The 19,682-nt window shown below is 69.3% G+C and carries 15 protein-coding genes and 1 tRNA gene; 6 read left to right on the forward strand and 10 right to left on the reverse strand.

Translation table 11 applies throughout. The features are described 5' to 3' along the window. Positions 1-146: 146 nt before the first annotated feature. Positions 147-3,713: an ABC transporter ATP-binding protein gene (locus AC1ROY_RS00110; RefSeq protein WP_493146056.1), complete on the reverse strand. Its 3,567-nt coding sequence runs from the start codon at positions 3,711-3,713 to the stop codon at positions 147-149. Positions 3,714-3,825: 112 nt separating this feature from the next. On the opposite strand from AC1ROY_RS00110, the gene AC1ROY_RS00115 reads away from it, so the two are divergent. Beyond that, positions 3,826-4,803: a LysR substrate-binding domain-containing protein gene (locus AC1ROY_RS00115; RefSeq protein WP_493146058.1), complete on the forward strand. Its 978-nt coding sequence runs from the start codon at positions 3,826-3,828 to the stop codon at positions 4,801-4,803. 435 nt (positions 4,804-5,238) lie between these two features. Here the strand turns inward: AC1ROY_RS00115 and AC1ROY_RS00120 are convergent, their stop codons facing one another. The 4 genes from AC1ROY_RS00120 to AC1ROY_RS00135 form a co-directional block, all read right to left on the reverse strand. Continuing rightward, positions 5,239-6,249, reverse strand: a complete 1,011-nt coding sequence (locus AC1ROY_RS00120) for an isopenicillin N synthase family dioxygenase (protein WP_493146060.1) — start codon at positions 6,247-6,249, stop codon at positions 5,239-5,241. 47 nt (positions 6,250-6,296) lie between these two features. Then, on the reverse strand, positions 6,297-7,268 hold the full coding sequence (locus tag AC1ROY_RS00125) for a Bug family tripartite tricarboxylate transporter substrate binding protein (RefSeq protein ID WP_493146062.1): 972 nt from the start codon (positions 7,266-7,268) through the stop codon (positions 6,297-6,299). Between the two features lie 236 nt (positions 7,269-7,504). Beyond that, positions 7,505-8,503: a tripartite tricarboxylate transporter substrate-binding protein gene (locus AC1ROY_RS00130; RefSeq protein ID WP_493146064.1), complete on the reverse strand. Its 999-nt coding sequence runs from the start codon at positions 8,501-8,503 to the stop codon at positions 7,505-7,507. Between the two features lie 391 nt (positions 8,504-8,894). Continuing rightward, a tRNA-Met gene (locus AC1ROY_RS00135) sits at positions 8,895-8,971 on the reverse strand. A gap of 155 nt (positions 8,972-9,126) precedes the next feature. Here AC1ROY_RS00135 and AC1ROY_RS00140 point away from each other — a divergent pair. From AC1ROY_RS00140 to AC1ROY_RS00160, 5 genes are all read left to right on the forward strand, one after another. Continuing rightward, positions 9,127-9,861 carry a 2-oxo acid dehydrogenase subunit E2 gene (locus tag AC1ROY_RS00140; protein ID WP_493146066.1) on the forward strand — a complete coding sequence of 245 codons (735 nt, stop codon included), beginning with the start codon at positions 9,127-9,129 and terminating at the stop codon, positions 9,859-9,861. Next, the gene (locus tag AC1ROY_RS00145; RefSeq protein WP_493146068.1) at positions 9,858-11,207 is read left to right on the forward strand and encodes a cytochrome P450; all 1,350 of its coding nucleotides are present in this window, start codon (positions 9,858-9,860) and stop codon (positions 11,205-11,207) included. The genes AC1ROY_RS00140 and AC1ROY_RS00145 overlap by 4 nt, the downstream gene beginning before the upstream one ends. A 98-nt stretch (positions 11,208-11,305) precedes the next feature. Next, on the forward strand, positions 11,306-12,268 hold the full coding sequence (locus AC1ROY_RS00150) for a tripartite tricarboxylate transporter substrate binding protein (RefSeq protein WP_493146069.1): 963 nt from the start codon (positions 11,306-11,308) through the stop codon (positions 12,266-12,268). Then, positions 12,261-13,949, forward strand: coding sequence for an amidohydrolase (locus tag AC1ROY_RS00155; protein WP_493146071.1), 1,689 nt, complete (start codon positions 12,261-12,263; stop codon positions 13,947-13,949). The genes AC1ROY_RS00150 and AC1ROY_RS00155 overlap by 8 nt, the downstream gene beginning before the upstream one ends. A 360-nt stretch (positions 13,950-14,309) precedes the next feature. Beyond that, positions 14,310-15,035 (forward strand): hypothetical protein, encoded by a 726-nt coding sequence (locus AC1ROY_RS00160; RefSeq protein ID WP_493146073.1) that lies wholly within the window; start codon positions 14,310-14,312, stop codon positions 15,033-15,035. On the opposite strand, the gene mnmA is transcribed toward AC1ROY_RS00160, so the two are convergent. The 5 genes from mnmA to AC1ROY_RS00185 are packed head-to-tail and all read right to left on the reverse strand — an operon-like array spanning position 15,019 to position 19,392. Next, complete coding sequence (gene mnmA, locus AC1ROY_RS00165; protein WP_493146075.1) at positions 15,019-16,089, reverse strand: tRNA 2-thiouridine(34) synthase MnmA; 1,071 nt, start codon at positions 16,087-16,089, stop codon at positions 15,019-15,021. The two genes, AC1ROY_RS00160 and mnmA, sit on opposite strands and share 17 nt — an antisense overlap. Further along, a complete protein-coding gene (locus tag AC1ROY_RS00170; protein WP_493146077.1) occupies positions 16,086-16,778 on the reverse strand; it encodes a TenA family protein in 693 nt (230 codons plus the stop codon). Before AC1ROY_RS00170 ends, mnmA begins: the two co-directional genes overlap by 4 nt. Positions 16,779-16,782: 4 nt before the next feature. Beyond that, positions 16,783-17,100 (reverse strand): ferredoxin family 2Fe-2S iron-sulfur cluster binding protein, encoded by a 318-nt coding sequence (locus AC1ROY_RS00175; RefSeq protein WP_493146079.1) that lies wholly within the window; start codon positions 17,098-17,100, stop codon positions 16,783-16,785. A gap of 9 nt (positions 17,101-17,109) precedes the next feature. Continuing rightward, entirely contained in the window at positions 17,110-18,285 is a 1,176-nt protein-coding gene (locus AC1ROY_RS00180) for a cysteine desulfurase family protein (RefSeq protein ID WP_493146080.1), read from the reverse strand. Positions 18,286-18,291: 6 nt separating this feature from the next. Then, entirely contained in the window at positions 18,292-19,392 is a 1,101-nt protein-coding gene (locus AC1ROY_RS00185; RefSeq protein WP_493147432.1) for a cysteine desulfurase family protein, read from the reverse strand. Positions 19,393-19,682 lie beyond the last annotated feature (290 nt).

Here is a 19,682-nt window from a genome sequence, read left to right on the forward strand (position 1 = left end):
GACGGGGCGAGGCGGAAGCTAGGGGCGGGGATGGGCTGTGGCTGTTCCATGGGGAACAGGTCCGATCGACCGATTCTGGGGGAATTGTTTCCGGGAGCACGCGGAGAGGACCAAGGCGGCCGGACGGTGCGCATGCGGAGCGCCGCCTACCCCGCATTCCCCATCTGCCGGGACACGAGCTGGGCATAGGCCGCCTCGCGAGACAGCAGCTCGCTGTGGTTCCCGACCTCCACCAGACGCCCGCCCTGCATCACCAGGATGACGTCCGCATTGCGGATGGTCGACAGGCGATGGGCGATGACCAGCACCGTGCGATCGCGCATGAGCGTCTCCAGGGCGGAGCGGACCTGGGCTTCGCTGATGGCGTCGAGGTGTGAGGTCGCCTCGTCCAGGACCAGCACCGGCGCATCCTTGAGGAAGGCGCGGGCGATGGCGATCCGCTGGCGTTGGCCGCCGGACAGCTGGACGCCCCGCTCGCCCACCGGCGTCGCGATGCCCTGCGGCAGGGCATCGACGAAGTCGCGCAGGGCCGCGCGGCCGATCGCCTGCTCCAGCTCGGCCGCAGTGGCTTCCGGCCGGGCCAGGCGGATGTTCGCCTCCAGCGTGTCGTTGAACAGATAGGTGTCCTGGGCGACCAGGGCGACGTGCCGGCGCAGCCCGTCCAGCGTCAGCTCGCGCAGGTCGATGCCGTCCAGCAGGATGCGGCCGGCCCTGGGATCCCAGAACCGCAGCAGGAGATTGGCCACCGTCGACTTGCCGGCGCCGGAGGGGCCGACAAGCGCCGCGGTGCGGCCGGCGGGAATGGTCAGATCCAGCCCCGCCAACGCCGGGCGGTAGCGGCCGGGATAGGTGAAGTCGACGCCCTCGAAGACGACGGTGGAGCCGCCCGTCGGCGCCTCGGGCTCCAGCCGGCCGTCCGTGGTGCCGGGCCGCTCGCGCTCGACCACCCGCAGGCGGCGCGTCGAGGCGATGGTGTCCGCCAGCTGCCGGCCGACCTGGGCGATCTCCGAGACAGGCAGGAAGGCGGCGATGGCCAGCAGGATCAGCATCGGCAGCAGGCCCGCGGCCAGGCTTCCCTGCGCCACCAGGACGGCGCCGACGGCGGCCACTGCCAGCCCGCCCAGGCCGGTCGCGACCTCGAGCGCGGCGGTGGCGCGGCTCTGGTCGTGCTGCAGGGCGAGCCGGCGTTGCTGATAGGCCGCGATCCGCGCCAGGAAGGCCTCACGGCGTCGGTCCACGGCCTGGAAGGCCAGCAGGTCGCTCAGGCCCTGGATGGTCTCGGCGACATGGGCGCCGATCTCGCCCAGCGCGCCGCGGGCCTCGGCGCCCAGCCGGTCGATGCGGGCGCGGCCGCGCAGGGGCGACAGGCCCGCGAAGAGCAAGAAGGGCAGCAGGGCGAGGGCCAGGGGCCATGCGGCGAGGGCCAGCACGGCCAGCACCGTCGCCGGCACGAGCAGGGCGACCACGGCGGGCGCCACCGTATGAGCGTAGAAATATTCGACCGTCTCGACGTCCGTGGTGGCCAGCGAGACGAGGTCCCCCGCGCGCCGCCGCAGGAGATAGGCCGGGCCGAGCCGGTCGAGCCGCTTGAAGAGGTCGATGCGCATCTCCGCAAGGAGGCGATAGGCCATGTCGTGCGCCAGCCAGGATTCCAGCCAGTGCAGCCCGCCGGCGACCGGGGCGACGACCAGCAGGGCGATGGCGAGGCCCATCGTGGGCTGGCCCTCCCGCAGCGCCGCGATCAGCAGCGCGCCGAGCACGCCCACGCCGATGAAGGCGGCGACGCGGCCGATGCCGAAGGCCACCACCGCCGCCAGCATCCGACGCCAGGGCAGGATGTAGCGAACCAGGCTGGACAGCGTCTCACGCCAGCCGATGGCGGCGGCCTCGGCGGCCAGCTCGATCGGCGCGGGCCCGCCGGCCTCCTCCTCCGTCACGGCCTCCAGCCGATCGGCGGCCAGGGCGGCGGGATGCCGGGCGACCGTGCCGCGCTCGGCATCCTGGGCGCCCATCAACCGGCGATAGATCCCGTCCTGCTGCATCAGCTCCGCATGGCTGCCGGATTCCGCCACCCGGCCGTGATCCAGCACCAGGATCCGGTCCGCGCCGATCACGCTGGACAGCCGATGCGCCAGGATCAGCGTGGTGCGGCCCTGCATCAGCCGGTCCAGCGCCTGCTGGATGAGCGCCTCGTTCTCCGCATCCACCGCCGAGAGCGCCTCGTCCAGGATGAGGATCGGCGCATCGCGGAGCAGCGCGCGGGCAATGGCCAGCCGCTGGCGCTGCCCGCCCGACAGCCTTGCGCCGCGCTCGCCGATCATCGCCTCGTAGCCCCCGGGCAGGGCCCGGATGAAATCATGGGCGTAGGCGGCACGGCAGGCGGCCTCGAGCTCGTCCTGCGTCGCCTCCGGCCGGCCCAGCCGGAGGTTCTCCGCAATGGTTCCATGAAAGAGCGTGGCGTCCTGGGCGACGATCGCGACATGCGCCGCGATGCCGGCCGGGTCGATGTCGCGGAGGTCCTGGCCGGCGATGCGGATGGTGCCGGCCTGCGCGTCGTGCTGCCGCAGCAGCAGCCGCAGGATCGAGGACTTGCCGGCCCCGCTCGGCCCGACGATGCCGATGCGCTCGCCCCCGGCGATGCCGAAGGACAGGCCGTCATGCGCCGGCTGCCGGCCGCCCGGATAGGCGAAGCGGATCTCGTCGAACTCGATCGAGGGCGCCTGGCCCGCGAGGACGAGCGCCGCGCCGCCCGGCGCCACCTCCGGCCTTGCCTCCAGCAGGGCGTGCACGCCGGAGGCCGCGGACTGCCCGATCATGCCCTGGTGGAGCACGGAGCGGAGGTCGCGCAATGGCCGGAAGATCTCGGTGCCGGCCATCAGCACGACCAGCAGTGCCTCGAGGCTCATCTCGCCGGCGCCGACCCGGTGCGCGCCCAGGATCAGCGCGATCGCCGCGCCGAGCGCCATGCCGGTGTCGGTGATGCCGCGCGTCATGACCGACAGGCCCAGCACCTTGAAGGTGGTGCGGTACAGGGAACGCGCCTTGGCCGCGAGCTTCTCGCCGTAGGAGCGGCTCTGGCCGAAGGCCTGCAGGGTCGGCAGGCCCTGGACGGCATCGAGGAATTCCGAGCCGAAGGCCTTGAACTCGCGCTGCCGGGCGATGGCCGCCCGCTTGTCCCAGCCATGCACCAGGACGGGCAGCACCAGCGTCAGCAGCGCGGCGACGAGCAGCACGAGCGCCACCGGCACGTCCCACCAGCCGATGAAGAGGAAGATGGCCACCGGCGCCACCGCGGCGATCGCCAGCTGCGGCAGGTACTGGCCGAAGAAGGTCTGCAGCTGCTCGACGCCGTCGACCATGGACAGCATGACGCCGCCGGTGCGCTCGCCGGCGAACCAGGCCGGGCCCAGTGCCGTGATCCGGTCGAAGAGCGCCGCGCGCAGCCTGGTCTGCACCGCCGCCGCGGTCTGGTGGGCCATGCCCAGCCGCGCCCGGTCGAGAAGCCCGCGCAGCAGCACCGCCGCGACGGCGCCCGCCAGCGGCCAGGCCGCCCCGGCCAGCCCCTCGCCTTCGAAGACCCGGGCCAGAGCGATGCCCAGGAAGGCGAAGCGGGCGATCCCCGCCGCCAGCGCCGCCAGGCCGAGCAGCACGCCCGTGAGCATCTCCAGACGCAGGCCTTCGGTGAGGCGCCAAAGGCGAAGATCGAAATACATTCGGGGAGCTCCGGGACTCGCCGGGGCATCTCCGGCCTGCGGAGGATCGCGCCGGCGAAGTGGCGCGGCAAACGCAAGATTTTCACCGGCACTTGAGCTATATCGAACGGCGATGATCGTCCTTCCATCCCTGCCGGCCCTCCGCGCCTTCGCCACCGTGGCGCGCGAAAGCAGCTTCGTGCGCGCGGCCTCGCAGCTGAATGTCACCACCAGCGCCATCAGCCATCAGATCCGCCAGCTGGAGGAGCAGCTGGGCACGCCGCTGCTGGTCCGCGCCCGCAACGGCTCCGGCCACAGCCGCACCGCGCCCACCGCCGCCGGCGAGGAACTGCTGCGCGCGGTGGAGGATACCCTCGCCCGCCTCGCCAAGGCCTGCGGCTCGATCCGCGAACAGGCCGCGCGACGGCGGTCCAGCCTGGTGGTCTCGGCCAATGGCTCCTTCGCCTCGCTGTGGCTGGCGCCGCGGCTGGCGGCCTTCGCGGCGCTGCATCCCTCGGTCTCCTGGCACATGCGCGCCATGGAAGCGGAGGCGCCGGATATGGCGGAGCTGGATCTTCATCTCGCCATCCTCAGGGCACGTCCTGCGGAAATTGCCCTGCCCGACCGGCTGCTGTTCGAGGAAACCGTGTTCCCCGTGTGCAGCCCCGATCTCCGCTTCGACGGGAAACCGGAGACGCTGCTGGGCCACAATCTGCTGGAGGAAGAGCATCGCGAGTCCAGTCCGGAAAAGGGCTGGAGGAACTGGCTGGCCCTGCTTGGGCAACCCACGGCCAAGGCCCGCATCGTCCGCTTCAGCAGCTTCAACCAAGTGGTCGGCGCCGCCGTCGCCGGGGCCGGCATTGCGCTCGGCCGGTCGCCGCTGGTGGATGCGGAGCTCTCCGCGGGGCGACTCGTGCGCCTGTTCGCGCCGAAGGCCCTGCCTTGCGCCCTGGCCTTCACGCTCCGGGTGAATCCCGAGGTTCGCCGAGATCCGCATGTGACGAAGCTGCGCGACTTCCTGCTCGAAGCGGCCTCGAAAGGGCCTGCTTCGGCCGCCAGGGACGCGCCGAGCAGTCGCCGCGACAGGCGCCGGTCTCCGGACAGCCTTTGATCGGCATCGACGGGCGGGACCTGTCGTTTCGCAGCTTTGCGTCGATGCTGTTCTTCGCTGCATCGTCCTGCGTCGATTTCCATAAGCTCAGAGGGATCGCGGCTTGCCGCGGAGCGGCCTTGGCCAGACTCCTCCTGCGAAATCCGGCGGTCATCGGTCATGGCGGCGGCGTGGAAAAGCCTAACCGTCATTTTATACTAATATAGATCGTAAATTATCCGGATTGAGCCAACCCCGCATTGGCTGCACGGACCAGAAGACTTGGAACCACACCTTGGGCGGCTTCGGCATCGTTGGAGACAGCCGCCTCAGCTCGCCGTGCTCGAACACCCGGTGCTGGACGAGGAGGTTTGCAGGCGCCGGCGCTCAAGGCCTTGCGCACGCACGGCGTCGTGGCCCACGGCGACTGAAAGCGCAGCCCGATGAACCGGGGCGTCATGCCGGCGCCCCGGCGAGCAGGTCCGCATAGTGCCGCTCGGCCACGTCGGGATGCGAGCGCAGCCGGCCCTTGAGGTAATTCTCGCCGACGTTGCGGAAGAGCGGATTCAGCGGATCGGCCGTCGGGCCCGTGGCCTCGGCCGCGAGATGCGGCGGCAGGTCCAGCAGCGGCACCGTCGCGTCCAGCCGCGCGCCGAGGAAGAAGGCGACCGACAGCCGGTCGCGCCCCGCCGGCGGGCTCACCACGCGATGCACCGTGGCCTTGAGATAGCCGTTGGAGACCAGCTCCAGCAGCTCGCCGATATTCACCACGAAGCTGCCGGGGATGGGCGTCGCGTCGATCCAGCCGTTCTCGCCCTGCACCTGGAGCCCGCCGGCCGTGTCCTGCACCAGCAACGTGAGCAACCCGCTGTCCTTGTGCGCGCCGACGCCCTGCTCGCTCTCCTCGGTGACGCGGCCGGGGTAGCGGATGATCTTCATCGCCTGGTTCGGCAGGTCGCGCGTGATCGTCTCGAAGGCGTCCTTCGGCTGCTCCAGCGCTTCCGCGAAGGCGGAGAGCAGCCGGATGGCCACCTGGGTCAGCGCCGCCTGCCAGGCCAGCAGCACCGGCCGGAGCGCGCGGTGCTCGGCCGGCCACTGGTTCGGCCCCTGCAGGCGCGTCCAGGGCGCGGAGCCCGGTGCTTGCGGCAGCGCCTCGCGCTCGGCGTGGATGTCGAACTGCTCGCGCCAGTCCGGCGCGCCGCGCGTGATCTCGCGCCCCGCCCGCGTATAGCCGCGGAAATGAGGGGAATGGATCATCTCGACGGCGAGCTTTTCCGCCTCCGGCAGGGCGAAGAAGGCACGCGCCTCGCGCCAGAGCTCGGCCTCCAGCTGCGCCGGCACGCCGTGGCCGACGAGGTAGAAGAAGCCGACGTTGCGCGCGGCGTCGCGCAGTTCCGCGAGGAAGGCGGCATGGTCCGGCCCGTTGAGTCGCGAGAGGTCCAGGACGGGAAGCGAAGGCGAGGTCATCGAAGAGGCTCCAGGGAGGGAGGGCAAAAGTTTTCTACCGTGAATGATCAGGCGGGCCGCGCGCCGGAGAGCCGGATCGCCTCGGCATAGTTGCGGAACTCGGCGCGCAGCAGGGCGCCGAATGCCTCGGACGAGGTGCCGAGCGGATCGATCCAGAGCTCCGCCAGGCGCGCGCGCAGGTCGGCCTGCGCGAGGCTGTCGCGCAGGGCGTCCTCCAGCCTCGCGCGCAGGACCTCCGGCGTCGAAGGCACGGGCGCGACGATGCCGAACCAGGAGTTCGAGGTGAGATCCGGCACGCCCTCCTCCGCCAGGGTCGGCGTGTCGGGCAGCGAGGGGACGCGCGTCGGATGCGCGACCGCGATGGCGCGCAGCTTGCCCTCGCGCACCGCCGGCACGACCTCGGGCAGGTTGGCGATCACGAACTGCACGCGGTTCTGCGTCAGGTCGGGGAACCACTGCGCCAGGCCCCGATAGGGCACATGCGTCAGCTCCACGCCGAGCCGGCGGGCGAGCAGCTCGGTGTTGAGGTGGTTGGAGGTGCCCGTGCCGTAGCTGGCGTAGCTGAGCCCGCCCGGCCGGCTGCGCGCGGCCTCGGCGAATTCGGCGAGGTTCCGCGCCGGCACGTCCGGATGCACCACGAGCGCATGCGGGATGACGCTGGTCTGCGATAGCGGCGCGAAGTCACGGAAGATGTCGTAGGGCAGGTTGCCGTGCAGCGTCGGGTTGATGGTGAAGCTGTTGGACGCCATCAGGATCGTGGCGCCGTCGGTTGCCCGGGCCGCCTCCTGCGTGCCGATGACGGTGCCGGCCCCGGGCTTGTTGTCGATGATGATCTGGGTCTGCAGCCGAGCGGCGACCTTCGGCGCGAAGAGCCGCGCCTGGGCATCCATGGTGCCTCCCCCGGGAAAGGGGACGATCAGCCGGAGAAGCCGCGGCACGGGCTGGGCCTGGGCGGCGATGGCGGGCAAGGCGAGCGCGCTGCCCAGCAGAGCGCGGCGCGGCAGCGGAGAGCGAATCATGGCGATCACTTCCAGGTAGGGGCGGTGGGATGACGACGGCGGAGTGCGTCGCAGGCAGATGAGACCCAGGGTCGATGTTCTGCCATTCATATCGTGAATTATGGTATTTTACAATATTATCAGATAAAATATGTGGAATCGGACGCGATCGCCGAAGGCGGCGTCTCAGCCCGGCCGCCTCGTCCAGCGCACCCGCCACTCTCTCAAGCAGGCCGCGCTGACGTCGCCGCGCAGGGTTATTCCGCGGTGATGCCGAGAGTGCTGCGAAGCTCCGTCCAGCCGCCGATCTCGCGATCCAGCAGAGCCGCCAGCTCCTGGCGTGCACCGCCGACGAACTCGACGCCTTGCGCGCGGAATTGGGCCCGCAGGCCTTCATCCCGGATGGCGGTGTTGAAGGCCGCGTTCAGCCGATCGAGCACCGGCTCCGGCGTGCCGGCCGGGGCGAAGAAGCCGTTCCAGCTCGGCACGTCGAAGCCGGGGAACAGCTCCGCCATGGCCGGCACGTCCGGCAGGATCGGCGAGCGCTCGCGTGTTGTGACGGCCAGGGCACGGGCGCCTCGCGCCAGCAGCGGCAGGGCCTCGATGGACTGGGAGACACTGCCCATGACGCGGCCGGCCAGGATGTCCGGAGCGGCGGGGCCGCCGCCGCGATAAGGGACATGCGTCACCTGAACCCCGGCGCGCCAGGCGAAGAGCTCGGTGGCCAGGCGGGGCGCGGTGACGGCGCCGGAATTGGCGATCGTCAGCGCGCCGGGATTGGCCCTGGCCCATGTGACCAGCTCGCCGAGGTTCCGCGCGGGAAGCGTCGGCGCGCCGACCAGCACATAGGGCAGCGCCGCCAGTCGCACGATCGGCGCCAGCGCCGTGCGCGGATCGCCCGGCGGCAGGTTGGGCTGCAGCACAGGATTGATCGAGAGCGCCGGTGTGCCGAGAAGGAGCACATGCCCGTCCGCGGCGGCGCGCGCCACATGGGCGGAGGCGACGGAGGTCGAGCCGCCGGCGCGGTTGTCCACCAGCACCGGCACGCCGAGCAGGGGCGATAGCCGCTCCGCCAGCGCCCGCGCCATGGCGTCCACGCCGCCGCCGGGTGGAAATGGCGCCACCAGCACCACGGGACGATTGGGGAAGGCATCCGCGCCCCTGGCCTCGCCGGCCAGCAGTCCAGCGTAACCGGCCGCGGCGCCCAGCTTCAGGACGTGACGGCGGGCGAGATGGCTCCTGGCACTGGGCATCATGGGCTGCTGCTCCCGCAATGGTCCCGTCAGATGGATGGGATAGGTGCAGGCATAGCGGCGCATTTCCGGCCGTCAACGTTCATTACTATATTCACTAATATATAAAGTTAAATACCCTCACAGGATCGCGCGTCCATCCGGACGGTTCTGGACGCGGCCTCCCAGATCACCGCGGTCAGGGCTTCTCCGCCAAGGCTCCGGGAAGACAGGAAGTCGGCACCGTGACGGGGTCATGCCGCCCTATTCCGGAGGAGCAATTCGCTCAGCCCCCTGTCACTCCGTCCTCACAACGGAGATGCTGTGCAGGGATATCCGCTCCCACGTCCGCAGGGCGAGGAGGCCGCCTCCCTGTCATCAAGGAGGTAAATGCATCTTTATCAGAGATTTATCCTGGTAGCGGCGAGCGGACTTGAACCGCTGACCCCGGCATTATGAGTGCCGTGCTCTAACCAGCTGAGCTACGCCGCCATCCAGTGAGGCGGGGAGGTAATCGGCACCCCTCCCGCTGTCAATGGAAGAGGCCTCCCTTCCCGCCGCCGCCCGGCGAGGCGAATATGGCCCATGCGTCGCCGGCGAGTCGCCTCCCCCCTTCTGGCTCACCCCGCCGCATGAGCTGGCGCTGGGTGAAGCCGACCCTTGGGCGCCAGATGATGGCGGATCTCTCCTGGGCCTCGCTCCGAATCCCCCGTTGCGTCATGACGGCGCGGCTGCGCCTCCCTCGGGTCCTGGCCGCGCGATCGGCCCTGGCAGCGCCTCGTCCCCCCTGGACGACACTTTTCCTCAAGGGATTCGGCCTGGCGGCCGAGCCCCACCCGGCGCTGCGCCGCTGCTATGCCTCGCTCCCCTGGCCGCGCCTGCTGGAGCTGGACCACGCCGTCGGCTGCGTCGTGCTGGAGCGGGAGCACGAGGGCGAGCCGACCCTCTCCATCGCCCGCCTCCCCTGCTGCCATGCGATCCCGCTGCCGGAGGTTGCGGAGCGCCTGCACCACGCCAAATCCGCTCCGGCCGGCGAGACCCGGAGCTTCCGGCAGTTCCGCCGCTTCGCCCGGCTGCCCTGGCCGCTGCGGCGGCTGCTGATGCGGCTCGCGCTAGCGACCGGCGGGCCGGTGGTCCTCTACGGCGGAACCTTCGCCATCTCGGCGCTGGGCGAACGGGGCGTCACCATCCTCGACAGCGTCAGCATCCTGCCGATCTTCCTGTCCTACGGCCCGATCTCGCCGGAAGGCGAGGTGGACGTCACCCTGTCCTTCGACCACCGCGTCATGGACGGCGCCGACGGCGCCGACGCCCTGCGCGGGCTGGAGCGGGCGCTCGAGGGACCCGTGGCGGACGAGCTCCTCGCCCTGCGCGCCGCATGACCGCCGCCGACTTCATCCCGCCCCGCCCGCCGCTCGCCCGCGGCTTTCCGGGCCCGATGCGCATCCTGCGCGCCTCCGTCCGCGACCTGCTGAGCCTGTTTCCCGAATCCGGCTTCAACCGCCATCTCATGCCCTTCCGGACCATGGCGCGCCGCGTGCTGGTGGTGAACGAGCCCGAGACCCTCCGCCGCGTCTTCATCACCGGACACGCCAATTACGAGGCCAAGAGCCAGCACTTCCAGCATGCCCTCGCCCCCCTGATCGGCGACAGCATGTTCCTCAACAGCGGCGCGGTCTGGTCCAGCCGCCGCGAGGTGATGGTGCGCATGCTGCACCCCTCGCGCACGCCGGGCTTCCACCCGATCTTCGTCCGCGGCGCCGAGGAGCTGGCGGCCCGCTGGTCCGGCGAGGTGGATGTCGCGAAGGGCTTCGCCACGGCCACGGCGCTGGCCGTGATGCGCGCGCTGCTCGGGCCGGACGAGCCCTGGGAGGCGGCCGAAGCCCTCGCCGCCAGCTTCGGCGCCTATGAGAGCTCCGTGCTGGCCGTGGACTTCGCCCATGTGCTGGGCCTGCCGAAGCGCTGGACCGGCTGGCAGCTGCGTGGCGCAAAACGCGCCGCGCGGGAGGTGCGCGCCGTCTGCGCCGAGCGCATCGCCGCCGCCGGCACCAACCCGCAGGGGCTTTTCGCGGAGATGCTGGCCGCCCGTGGCCCCGACGGCGCGCCCCTGCTCGACGCGGAACAGCTCGTCAGCGAGGTCGCCTTCCTGCTGCTGGCCGGCAGCGAGACCGGCGCCAATGTCCTGACCTGGCTGCTCTACCTCGTGGCGAAGCACCCGCCGACCCTGGCCCGGCTGCGCGAGGAGCATGCGCGCGTCCTCGGCGGCCGCGCGCCCGAGGTGGCGGACCTGCCCGTCCTCAGCTTCACCAAGGCGGTGATCCAGGAGGGCATGCGGCTCTTCCCGCCCGTGCCCTATCTCTCGCGCCAGGCGGCCGCGCCGGACCGGATCGGCCATGTGGCGGTGGCGAAGGGCGACACGGTGCTGGCCATCACCTGGCTGCTGCACCGCCAGGCGCAGCTCTGGGAGGCCCCGCACGCCTTCCGCCCGGAGCGCTTCCTGCCCGACGCGCCACGCAAGCCGCCGCGCTTCGGCTACCTGCCCTTCAGCCTGGGCCCACGGGTCTGCGTGGGCGCTTCCTTCGCCATGGCTGAAATGATGGTGTTTCTCTCCGTCCTGCTGCAGCGGCTCGACGTGACGGCCGCCCCTGCGATGATCCCGGTTCCCGGCGCCCGGCTCACGCTGCGTCCTCAGACGGGCATGCGGCTCACCCTCGCGCCGCGTCCGTGAGCAATTTCGGCGCGTAGCGCCGCATTTCCCGCGACGACCGTGGCGACAGGCCGGAATCTCCGGGAGACATTATAAGGAAATCCGCCTGGAGCCCGCGCATGCGCCGCCTGACCCTCGCCCTTCTGCTCGCCGTCGCAGCGGCCGGCCCGGCCCTCGCCTATCCGGACCGGCCGCTCACCATGGTCGTCCCCTACGCGCCCGGCGGCCCGATCGACGTGCTGGCCCGCGTGCTGGCGCCAGCGCTCTCCGACGCGATCGGCCAGCCCGTCGTCATCGAGACCCGGCCCGGCGCCGGCGGCAATGTCGGCGCGGCCTATGTCGCCACCCAGTCCCGGCCCGACGGGCACACGATCCTCTTCACCGGCGGCGGGCTGGCGAGCAGCGTCTCCCTCGCCAACCTGAACTTCGACCCGCGCACGGACCTCGTGCCGCTCCTCGGCATGGGCGCGATCCCCTCGCTGGTGGTGGTCTCGAACCAGTCGCCCTATCGCAGCCTCGCCGAGCTGATCGCCGCCGCCCGCGCCCGGCCGGGGCAGATCAGCTACGGCTCCTCCGGCCCCTACACCGGCAGTCACCTTGCCGGCGTGCTGCTGGCCGCCTCCACCAATGTCGAGCTGCTGCACGCGCCCTATCGCGGCTCGGGCGCCGTCTATCCGGACCTGATGGCCCAGCGCATCGACACGCTGCTGGACATCATGGCCTCGGCCATCGGTCAGGTGCAGGGCGGCGCGGTGCGGGCGCTGGCCATCACCTCGCGCCAGCGCTCGGAGGTGGTGCCGGACGTCCCAACCGTGGCGGAGACCGTGCCCGGCTATTTCTTCGAGACCTGGACCGGCCTCTTCGTCCGCGCCGGCGCGCCGGAGGAATCGCTGCGCATCCTGGAAGCCGCCCTGCTCCGCGCCCAGCAGGCGCCCTCGGTGCAGGAGCGCCTGCGCCTGTCCGCCTCGCAGCCCATCCCGGCCGACCGCGCCGGCTTCACACGCTACTTCGGCGAGGATGTGGACCGCTGGGCCGCCATGGTGCAGCAAGGGCGGCTGCAAAGGGAGAGTAAGCGTGAGTGAGCACGAACCGGCCGATCTGATCCTGAGCGGCGGCAAGATCATCACCGCCGACGCGCAATTCCGCATCGCCGAATCCGTCGCCATCCGCGCCGGCCGCTTCATCGCCGTCGGCGAGGCCGCCGAGGTCGAGCGCCACCGCGCCCCGCACACCCGGACCATCGCGCTGAACGGCCGCGCCGTGATGCCGGGCCTCATCGACGGCCACGCGCATATGGACCGCGAGGGGCTGAAGTCGGTTTTTCCGTCCCTCGCCGGCTGCCGCTCCATCCCTGAAATTCAAGCGCGGATCGCCGAACTGGCGCGGCAAAAGGCGCCGGGCGAGTGGATCGTCACCATGCCCATCGGCGAGCCGCCCTTCTACTTCGACCTGCCGGACTCCCTCGCCGAGGGCCGCTGGCCCACGCGGCAGGAGCTGGACGACGCGGCTCCGAACAACCCCGTCTATATCCGCTCCATCTGGGGCTATTGGCGGCACAGCCTGCCGCTCGTCTCCATCGCCAACACATCGGCGCTCAAGCTCGCCGGGGTGAACCGCGAGACGGCGCCACCGCACGCCTCCGTTACCATCGAGAAGGACGCCGCCGGCGAGCCCACCGGCGTCTTCGTCGAGAAGGGCTTCGTGCCGCTGGTGGAGCTGTCGCTCTTCCACATGGCGCCCGGCTTCACCATCGCGCAGCGCGTCGCCGCCCTGCCGCGCTCGACGGCCTATTACCACGCCTTCGGCACCACCTCGGTCTACGAGGAGCACGGCGTCGCGGCGGAGCTCCTGGCCGCCTACCGCCAGGTGCATGCGGCGGGCAAGCTCACCATGCGCTCGCACCTCGCCCTCAGCCCGGACTGGCGCGGGATGGAGGGGGTCTCGATGGAGCGGCTCATCGGCGGCTGGGCGCATCAGCTCGCCGGCGCCGGCATGGGCGACGACATGCTGCGCCTCTCGGGCATCATCACCGAGATCGGCCGCACGCCGGACAACGCCGTGCGCGCGCAGGCCGCGCCCTATACCGGCTGGGCCGGCTTCAACTACGACATGGGGCTGGAGCGCGAGCGCGCGAAGGAGATGCTGATCGCCTGTGCCCGAAACGGCATCCGCGCCATCGGCATCTGGCCCAACATGCTCGACCTCTATGCCGAGGTGAACGAGGTGGTGCCGATCCGCGACCTGCGCTGGGTGCTGGGCCATATCGCGGTGCTGAGCCGCGAGCAGGTGAGCCGGATCCGCGACCTCGGCCTGGTGCTGACCACGCACACCAACCGCTACATCTACAAGGAAGGCCACCTGCTGCAGGAGCGGAACGGGCTGCCCGACGAGGACAGCATCTCGCCGCTGCGCTGGCTGGAGGAGGCGGGCGTGACCTATGCGCTGGCGACGGACAACGTGCCCGTCTCGCTCTTCTACCCGATGTGGCAGGCCGTCTCGCGGATGAGCATGTACACGCAGCGAATGGTGGGCGAGCGGCAGGCGATCAGCCGGGAGAGCGCCATTCGCGCGGCGACGAATGCGGGGGCCTATCTGACGATGACGGAGAAGGATGCGGGCGCGATCGAGGTGGGGAAGCTGGCGGACCTCGCGGTGCTGACGGCAGATCCGCTGACGGTGGAGCTGCCGGCGCTGAAGGATGTAGCGTCAGAACTGACGATGGTGGGGGGGAAGGTGGTGCATGAGGGGCGGTTGGGCATATAGCGGGAGCCTCCTGCCTACGACTAAATCAATCGCATGTCCGGTAACGACATGCATAGCGGTTCGCGCGACGGCAATGTGCGATGGACGGCAATATAAGCCCTCTGCCAGTGCAACAATCCCATCACAAAGCTTGATCCCATAGTGAGGGTGCGTTCGATGTGAACGCATCGAATCGAAGTTCCCTATCGGCGACCGGATATTGCGGAAACATGCCATATAATGGATTCATCTAGGAGCAGGATCGATTATCCTCATATTGAAGCTTCGGTTCGCCATCAGGGATTTGCATAATTTTCTATATATTGACTTCCTTTGCACATCCTTCACATTTGATTTTCAAGATAAACCAAAGAGAATGAAATGCAAGGCTTTCTACAAACGGTAAGAACGTGGATTACTTCAGGTCGGTTCGTTGTGACGATGGAAGGACTTTACGCCCATATAACAAGTGGTTTATTCTTAGTTATACTTGGTATTTTCATTTTTATATATTATATATTTTCTCTATATAGAAAAAGAGAGAAAATTCTAGAGCCTGGACGATCAAAATCAACACGGTTTAGATTCATCTCTTTTTCTCTAATATTTGGAGTATTTTTATCATTTATAGGACTTATTTTTTCATCTTTCTCTGAAAAGATCGATATAGTAAATGTGCCTTACATTAGCCGTGGTGACCTGACGCGCGCATCCTCAACCCCTTTTAATATAGGAAATGTAACTGTTCCGACTGGAGTTTTATTCTCGCCTCGCCTCCGAAACGAAGATCAACATGTTACTTATATTCTGAACAGTCGATTCGAAAGATTTACGGCTCTAGCTGGCCTCTTTAATCAACAAGGCTGCGCCTTCTCTAAAAGAATGACTGTTGTTTTCGAATTTATTTCCGGCGGTTTATCGACTACAACAAATGTGGAAGTTTTCAGATCCAGAAATACTGAAATTGATTTGCCAGTGATAAATGTTGATATCCTAAAAATATCAGTGAAATGGGATGAATATGGCGAATTTTGCGCTGATGCAGCAATCGGGTCTGCCTATCTTAGGAGATCATTATATTTAGCCCTTATCAACTTGAACCCCTGATATTCCCGCCCGCGATCACCCGCCCATCCCAATAAACCACCGCCGCCTGCCCTGGCGCCGCGATCCCCGGCACATACGGCGTCAGCACAAGCTCCGCACCATCCCACTCCGCCATCATCCCCGCCGGCCGCTCGCGCCCGCGCAGCTTCGCCTCGCACCGGAAGGCCCCGCGAGGCGGATCGATCAGCCAGTTCACATCCCCCACCCGGATGCGCGTCTGCGCCAGCTTCTCGCGATGCGCCACCACCACGCGCCGCCGCGGCGCGTCCAGCTGCGACACGAACAACGGCGCCTCGTCCTCGCGCCGCGCGATCCCCAGCCCGCGCCCCTGCCCCACCGTGTAGCGCGCCAGCCCGCGATGCGTGCCCAGCACGTTGCCGTCCGTGTCCACGATCTCCCCCGCCTCCAGGGCCTCGGGACGGAATTTCGCCACCACATCGGCATAGCTTCCGGTCGGCACGAAGCAGATGTCCTGGCTGTCCGGCTTCTCCGCCACCGCCACGCCGAGCCGCACGGCCTGCGCCCGCACCTCCGCCTTGGTGGCGTAGCCTCCGAGCGGAAACAGCGTCTTCGCCAGCTGCGCCCGCGTGGTCTGCGCGAGGAAGTAGGACTGGTCGCGCACCGGGTCCGCCGCCTGGTGCAGCTCCGGCCCCTCGGGCCCGTTGATGCGGCGCGCGTAATGGCCCGTCGCCAGCGCCTCGCAGCCGAGGTCGGCGGCCAGCTCCGTCAGGTCGTGGAACTTCACCGTCTGGTTGCAGCGGATGCAGGGGATGGGTGTCTCGCCGCGCGCGTAGCTGTCAGCGAAGTCCCGGATCACGGCCTCGCGGAAACGCTGCTCGCGGTCCAGCACGTAGTGCGGGATGCCCAGGTTTTCCGCCACGTTGCGCGCGTCATGGATGTCCTGGCCCGCGCAGCAGGCGCCCTTCTTCTGGATGGCGGCGCCGTGGTCGTAGAGCTGCAGCGTGGCGCCGACGACTTCGTGCCCCTGCTCGTGCAGCAGCGCCGCGACGACGGAGGAGTCGACGCCCCCCGACATGGCGACGAGGATTTTCATGTCACGACATCCAGGCCCTGCTGCCAGAAGCGCTGTTCCAGCCGCGCCGCCATGGAGAAGTCGCGCAGCAGGCTCTCGAAGCGGGCTGTGCCGCCATGGCTCTCGCCCAGCGCGTCGATGCGGTGGGCGGCCGCCTCGGCTAAGGCCTGGTAGCCGTCGCTGGAATAGGTCTCGATCCACGACTGGTAGGGGTTGCCCTCCACCATCCGCTTCGGGTCGGCCAGGATGCGCCGCGCCACCTCGCCATAGCCCACGGTGCAGGGGACCAGCGCGATCTCGAGGTCCATGATGTCGCCGTGCATGCCGCGGTCCATGACCCAGCGGGTGTAGCTGATGGTCTCCATCGTCTCGGGGATGAGGGTGACCTGCTCCTCGGAGAGGCCCCATTCCGCGCAGTACTTCAGGTGCAGCAGCGTCTCGTCGAGGATGGCGAGGACGGCGGCGGCCTTGCCACGCATGGCCGCGAGGCTTTCGCCCTTCACGACCGCGAGCGCCTTGGCCCGCGCGAAGTGGATCAGGAACAGGTAGTCCTGGATCAGGTAGTGCCGGAAGGCGGGCAGCGGGAGCGTGCCGTCGGACAGCCGCTGCACGAAGGGGTGCCAGGTGTAGCCCGTCCAGTCCGCGCCGGAGGCGCCGCGGAGCTTGCGGAACAGGCCGTTTACGGCCCCGAAATCCTCGATCCCGCGCACCGCATCACCGCGCCGCCGACGGCAGCTTGACGACGAGGCCGTCCAGCTCGTCGGTGATGATGAGCTGGCAGCCCAGCCGGCTCGTCTCCTGCAGGTCGAAGGCGAGGTCGAGCATGTCCTCCTCGTCCTCGGTCGGGTCGACGAGCTTTCCGAACCACTCCGCGTCCACGATCACGTGGCAGGTGGCGCAGGCCAGGCTGCCCTCGCAGGCGCCCTCGATGTCCACGCCGTTGCGATGCGCGATCTCGAGCACGGACAGCCCCAGCGGAGCTTCCACTTCGCGACGGCTGCCGTCGCGCTCGATGAAGGTCATCTTCGGCATGGTTCTGGTCTACTCCGCGGCGTGAGGCTGGGCGACGAGGCCCTTCCACGCCGTCCCGATGAGGGCGGCAGCCTGCCCCGCCTCGGCGGGCGAGGTAAAGCGCCCCAGCCCCACGCGCAAGGTGGCACGGGCCTCGGCCTCCGGAATCCCCATGGCGCCGAGCACGTAGGAGGGCGCGATCTCGGCCGAGGAGCAGGCCGAGCCGGTGGAGAGGCAGAGCTCCGGCAGGGCCGCGAGCAGCGCCTGGGCGTCCACGCCGCCGGGGAAGGTGAGGTTGAGGTTTCCGGCGACGCGGGCCTCCATCGTGCCGTTGACGCGCAGGCCGGGGATGGCGGCCTTCAGCCCGTCGAGCAGGATCTGCCTCTGGCCGGCGATGCGGCCGGAATCGAGCATGCCCTCGGCCTTCGCGATGCGCGCGGCCTCGCCGAAGCCCACGACGAGCGGCGCCGGGAGGGTGCCGCTGCGCAGCCCGCGCTCCTGCCCGCCGCCGGAGAAGAGCGGCGCCAGCCGCACGCGAGGCCGCCGGCGGACGTAAAGGGCGCCGATGCCCTTGGGCCCGTAGATCTTGTGGGCGGTGACGGACATCAGGTCAGCATGGATCTCCGCCACGTCCAGGGGGATGCGGCCGGAGGCCTGGGCGGCATCGGTGTGGAAGAGGGCGCCGGCCTCCTTCACCAGGGCGCCGATGGCGGCGAGGTCCTGGATGACGCCGGTCTCGTTGTTCACGGCCATGACGGAGACGAGAAGGGTGGGGGTTTCCAGCGCCTCGCGCAGCACGTCGAGGTCGAGGAGGCCGTCGGGGCGCACGGGGAGGATGACGGGCTCGAAGCCCTCGGCGCCGAGGTCGCGGACGGATTCGAGCACGCATTTGTGCTCGGTCGCGAGGGTGACGACGCGCTTCGGTCCCTCCGTGCCGGCGAAGCGCGCAGCACCCTTGATGGCGATGTTGTTGGATTCCGTGGCGCCGGAGGTGAAGACCACCTCGCGCGGCTCGGCGCCGATGAGATCGGCGACATGGCCGCGCGCCGTCTCCACCGCCTCCTCCGCCGCCCGGCCGAGCGCATGCTCGACGGAATGCGGATTGGCGAAATTCTCCTCCCACCAGGGGCGCATGGCGGCAAGGACGCGCGGGTCCATCGGCGTCGTCGCGTGGTGGTCGAGGTAGATGGGGCGGTTCGGGCGCATGGCTGACTATGTGGAGGCGGTGGCCCGGCGTGACGAGAGGCGCGCGTGCATGGCGGCGTAGGCCGTGAGGAAACGCTCCGGCGCGTCGTCCTCAGCGTTCCAGGGGAGCGAGATGCGGATGCCGCATCCGGCATCGGCGCCGAAGCCCATGGCCTCCAGCACGTGCGAGGCCGCGACCTTGCCCGAGGAGCAGGCGGCGCCGGCCGAGACGCGGATGCCCACCAGGTCCAGCGCGATCACCTGGGTCTCGGCCGGAATGCCGGGCAGTACGGCGAGGCTCGTGTTGGGCAGCCGCGGCGCCGTGCCGCCGGCGATGACGATGTCGGGCGCGATGCGGCGCAGCCCGGCCTCGATGGCATCGCGCAGCCCGGCGATGCGCGCGGCGTCATAGGCCTCGGCCACGGCCGCGCCGAAGGCGGCGATGGCCGGCAGCGGCTCGGTCCCGCCGCGCCGCCCGCGCTCCTGCCCGCCGCCGGCGATGAGGGCCGGCAGGTGCAGGCCCGGTGCCAGGATCAGCGCCCCCGCCCCCGGCACGCCGCCGAGCTTGTGGGCCGAGATGGCGATGCTGGTGGCGCCGACTGCCTCGATCCCGATGCGTCCGGCGGACTGCACGGCGTCCACATGCAGGAGAGCGCCGTACGCGCGGCAGAGCGCTGCCGCCTCGGCCAGCGGATGCAGCACGCCGGATTCGTTGTTGGCGGCCATCAGGCAGACCAGGGCTGGCGGCCCTTTGGCGAGCAGGGCCGCCAGGGCATCGAGCTCCACCATCCCGTTCGGACGAACGGGGATCACGATGGCTTCCGACGCCGCCGCACGGACGGCCGCGTGCTCCGTGGCGCCGACCAGCACCCGCCGGCCGGGTGCCAGCCCATGGATCGCCAGCGCATTCGCCTCGGTGCCGCCGGAGGTCAGGACGACATCGCCCGGCGCCACGGCGAAGCGCGCCGCGATCCGCCCGCGCGCCTGCTCCACGATCCGGCGCGCCGCCCGGCCGCCGCCATGGATCGAGGAGGGATTCCCACCCACCTCCAGCGCGGCCAGAAGCGCCTCGCGCGCGGCAGGGCGGAGGGCTTCCGTGGCATTGGCGTCGAGATCGAGCGCGGTCATGGCGCGGATGTCGCCACGCGTCACCTGCAGGTCAATTCAAGATTTCACGGAGTATAGGAAATTTGCGCGCATCGTTCCGGACCCGATCTCTCAGGATCGCCGCAAAAAGCCTTGGATTCAAATTTGCCTGGAGCGCCATGCATTTACCCGGACCCAGCCATGCAGGCCTCTGGATGAATCCATTATGAAAACACGACCGGGCTGCGTATGATGTGCCTCGCCGCGCACGGGGAACCGAGCGAGGCTCTCGAAGCGATTGTTTTCCGTGCCGGTTTTGATGTTCGGGACGG

This window comes from Roseococcus sp. GW821-FHT12F05 (assembly GCF_058806835.1).

Coding starts and splice junctions, on each gene's coding strand:
- AC1ROY_RS00110 (WP_493146056.1), bottom strand. CDS start 3,713: ATGTATTTCGATCTTCGCCTTTGGCGCCTCACCGAAGGCCTGCGTCTG.
- AC1ROY_RS00115 (WP_493146058.1), top strand. CDS start 3,826: ATGATCGTCCTTCCATCCCTGCCGGCCCTCCGCGCCTTCGCCACCGTG.
- AC1ROY_RS00120 (WP_493146060.1), bottom strand. CDS start 6,249: ATGACCTCGCCTTCGCTTCCCGTCCTGGACCTCTCGCGACTCAACGGG.
- AC1ROY_RS00125 (WP_493146062.1), bottom strand. CDS start 7,268: ATGATTCGCTCTCCGCTGCCGCGCCGCGCTCTGCTGGGCAGCGCGCTC.
- AC1ROY_RS00130 (WP_493146064.1), bottom strand. CDS start 8,503: ATGATGCCCAGTGCCAGGAGCCATCTCGCCCGCCGTCACGTCCTGAAG.
- AC1ROY_RS00145 (WP_493146068.1), top strand. CDS start 9,858: ATGACCGCCGCCGACTTCATCCCGCCCCGCCCGCCGCTCGCCCGCGGC.
- AC1ROY_RS00150 (WP_493146069.1), top strand. CDS start 11,306: ATGCGCCGCCTGACCCTCGCCCTTCTGCTCGCCGTCGCAGCGGCCGGC.
- AC1ROY_RS00160 (WP_493146073.1), top strand. CDS start 14,310: ATGCAAGGCTTTCTACAAACGGTAAGAACGTGGATTACTTCAGGTCGG.
- mnmA (WP_493146075.1), bottom strand. CDS start 16,089: ATGAAAATCCTCGTCGCCATGTCGGGGGGCGTCGACTCCTCCGTCGTC.
- AC1ROY_RS00175 (WP_493146079.1), bottom strand. CDS start 17,100: ATGCCGAAGATGACCTTCATCGAGCGCGACGGCAGCCGTCGCGAAGTG.
- AC1ROY_RS00180 (WP_493146080.1), bottom strand. CDS start 18,285: ATGCGCCCGAACCGCCCCATCTACCTCGACCACCACGCGACGACGCCG.
- AC1ROY_RS00185 (WP_493147432.1), bottom strand. CDS start 19,392: ATGACCGCGCTCGATCTCGACGCCAATGCCACGGAAGCCCTCCGCCCT.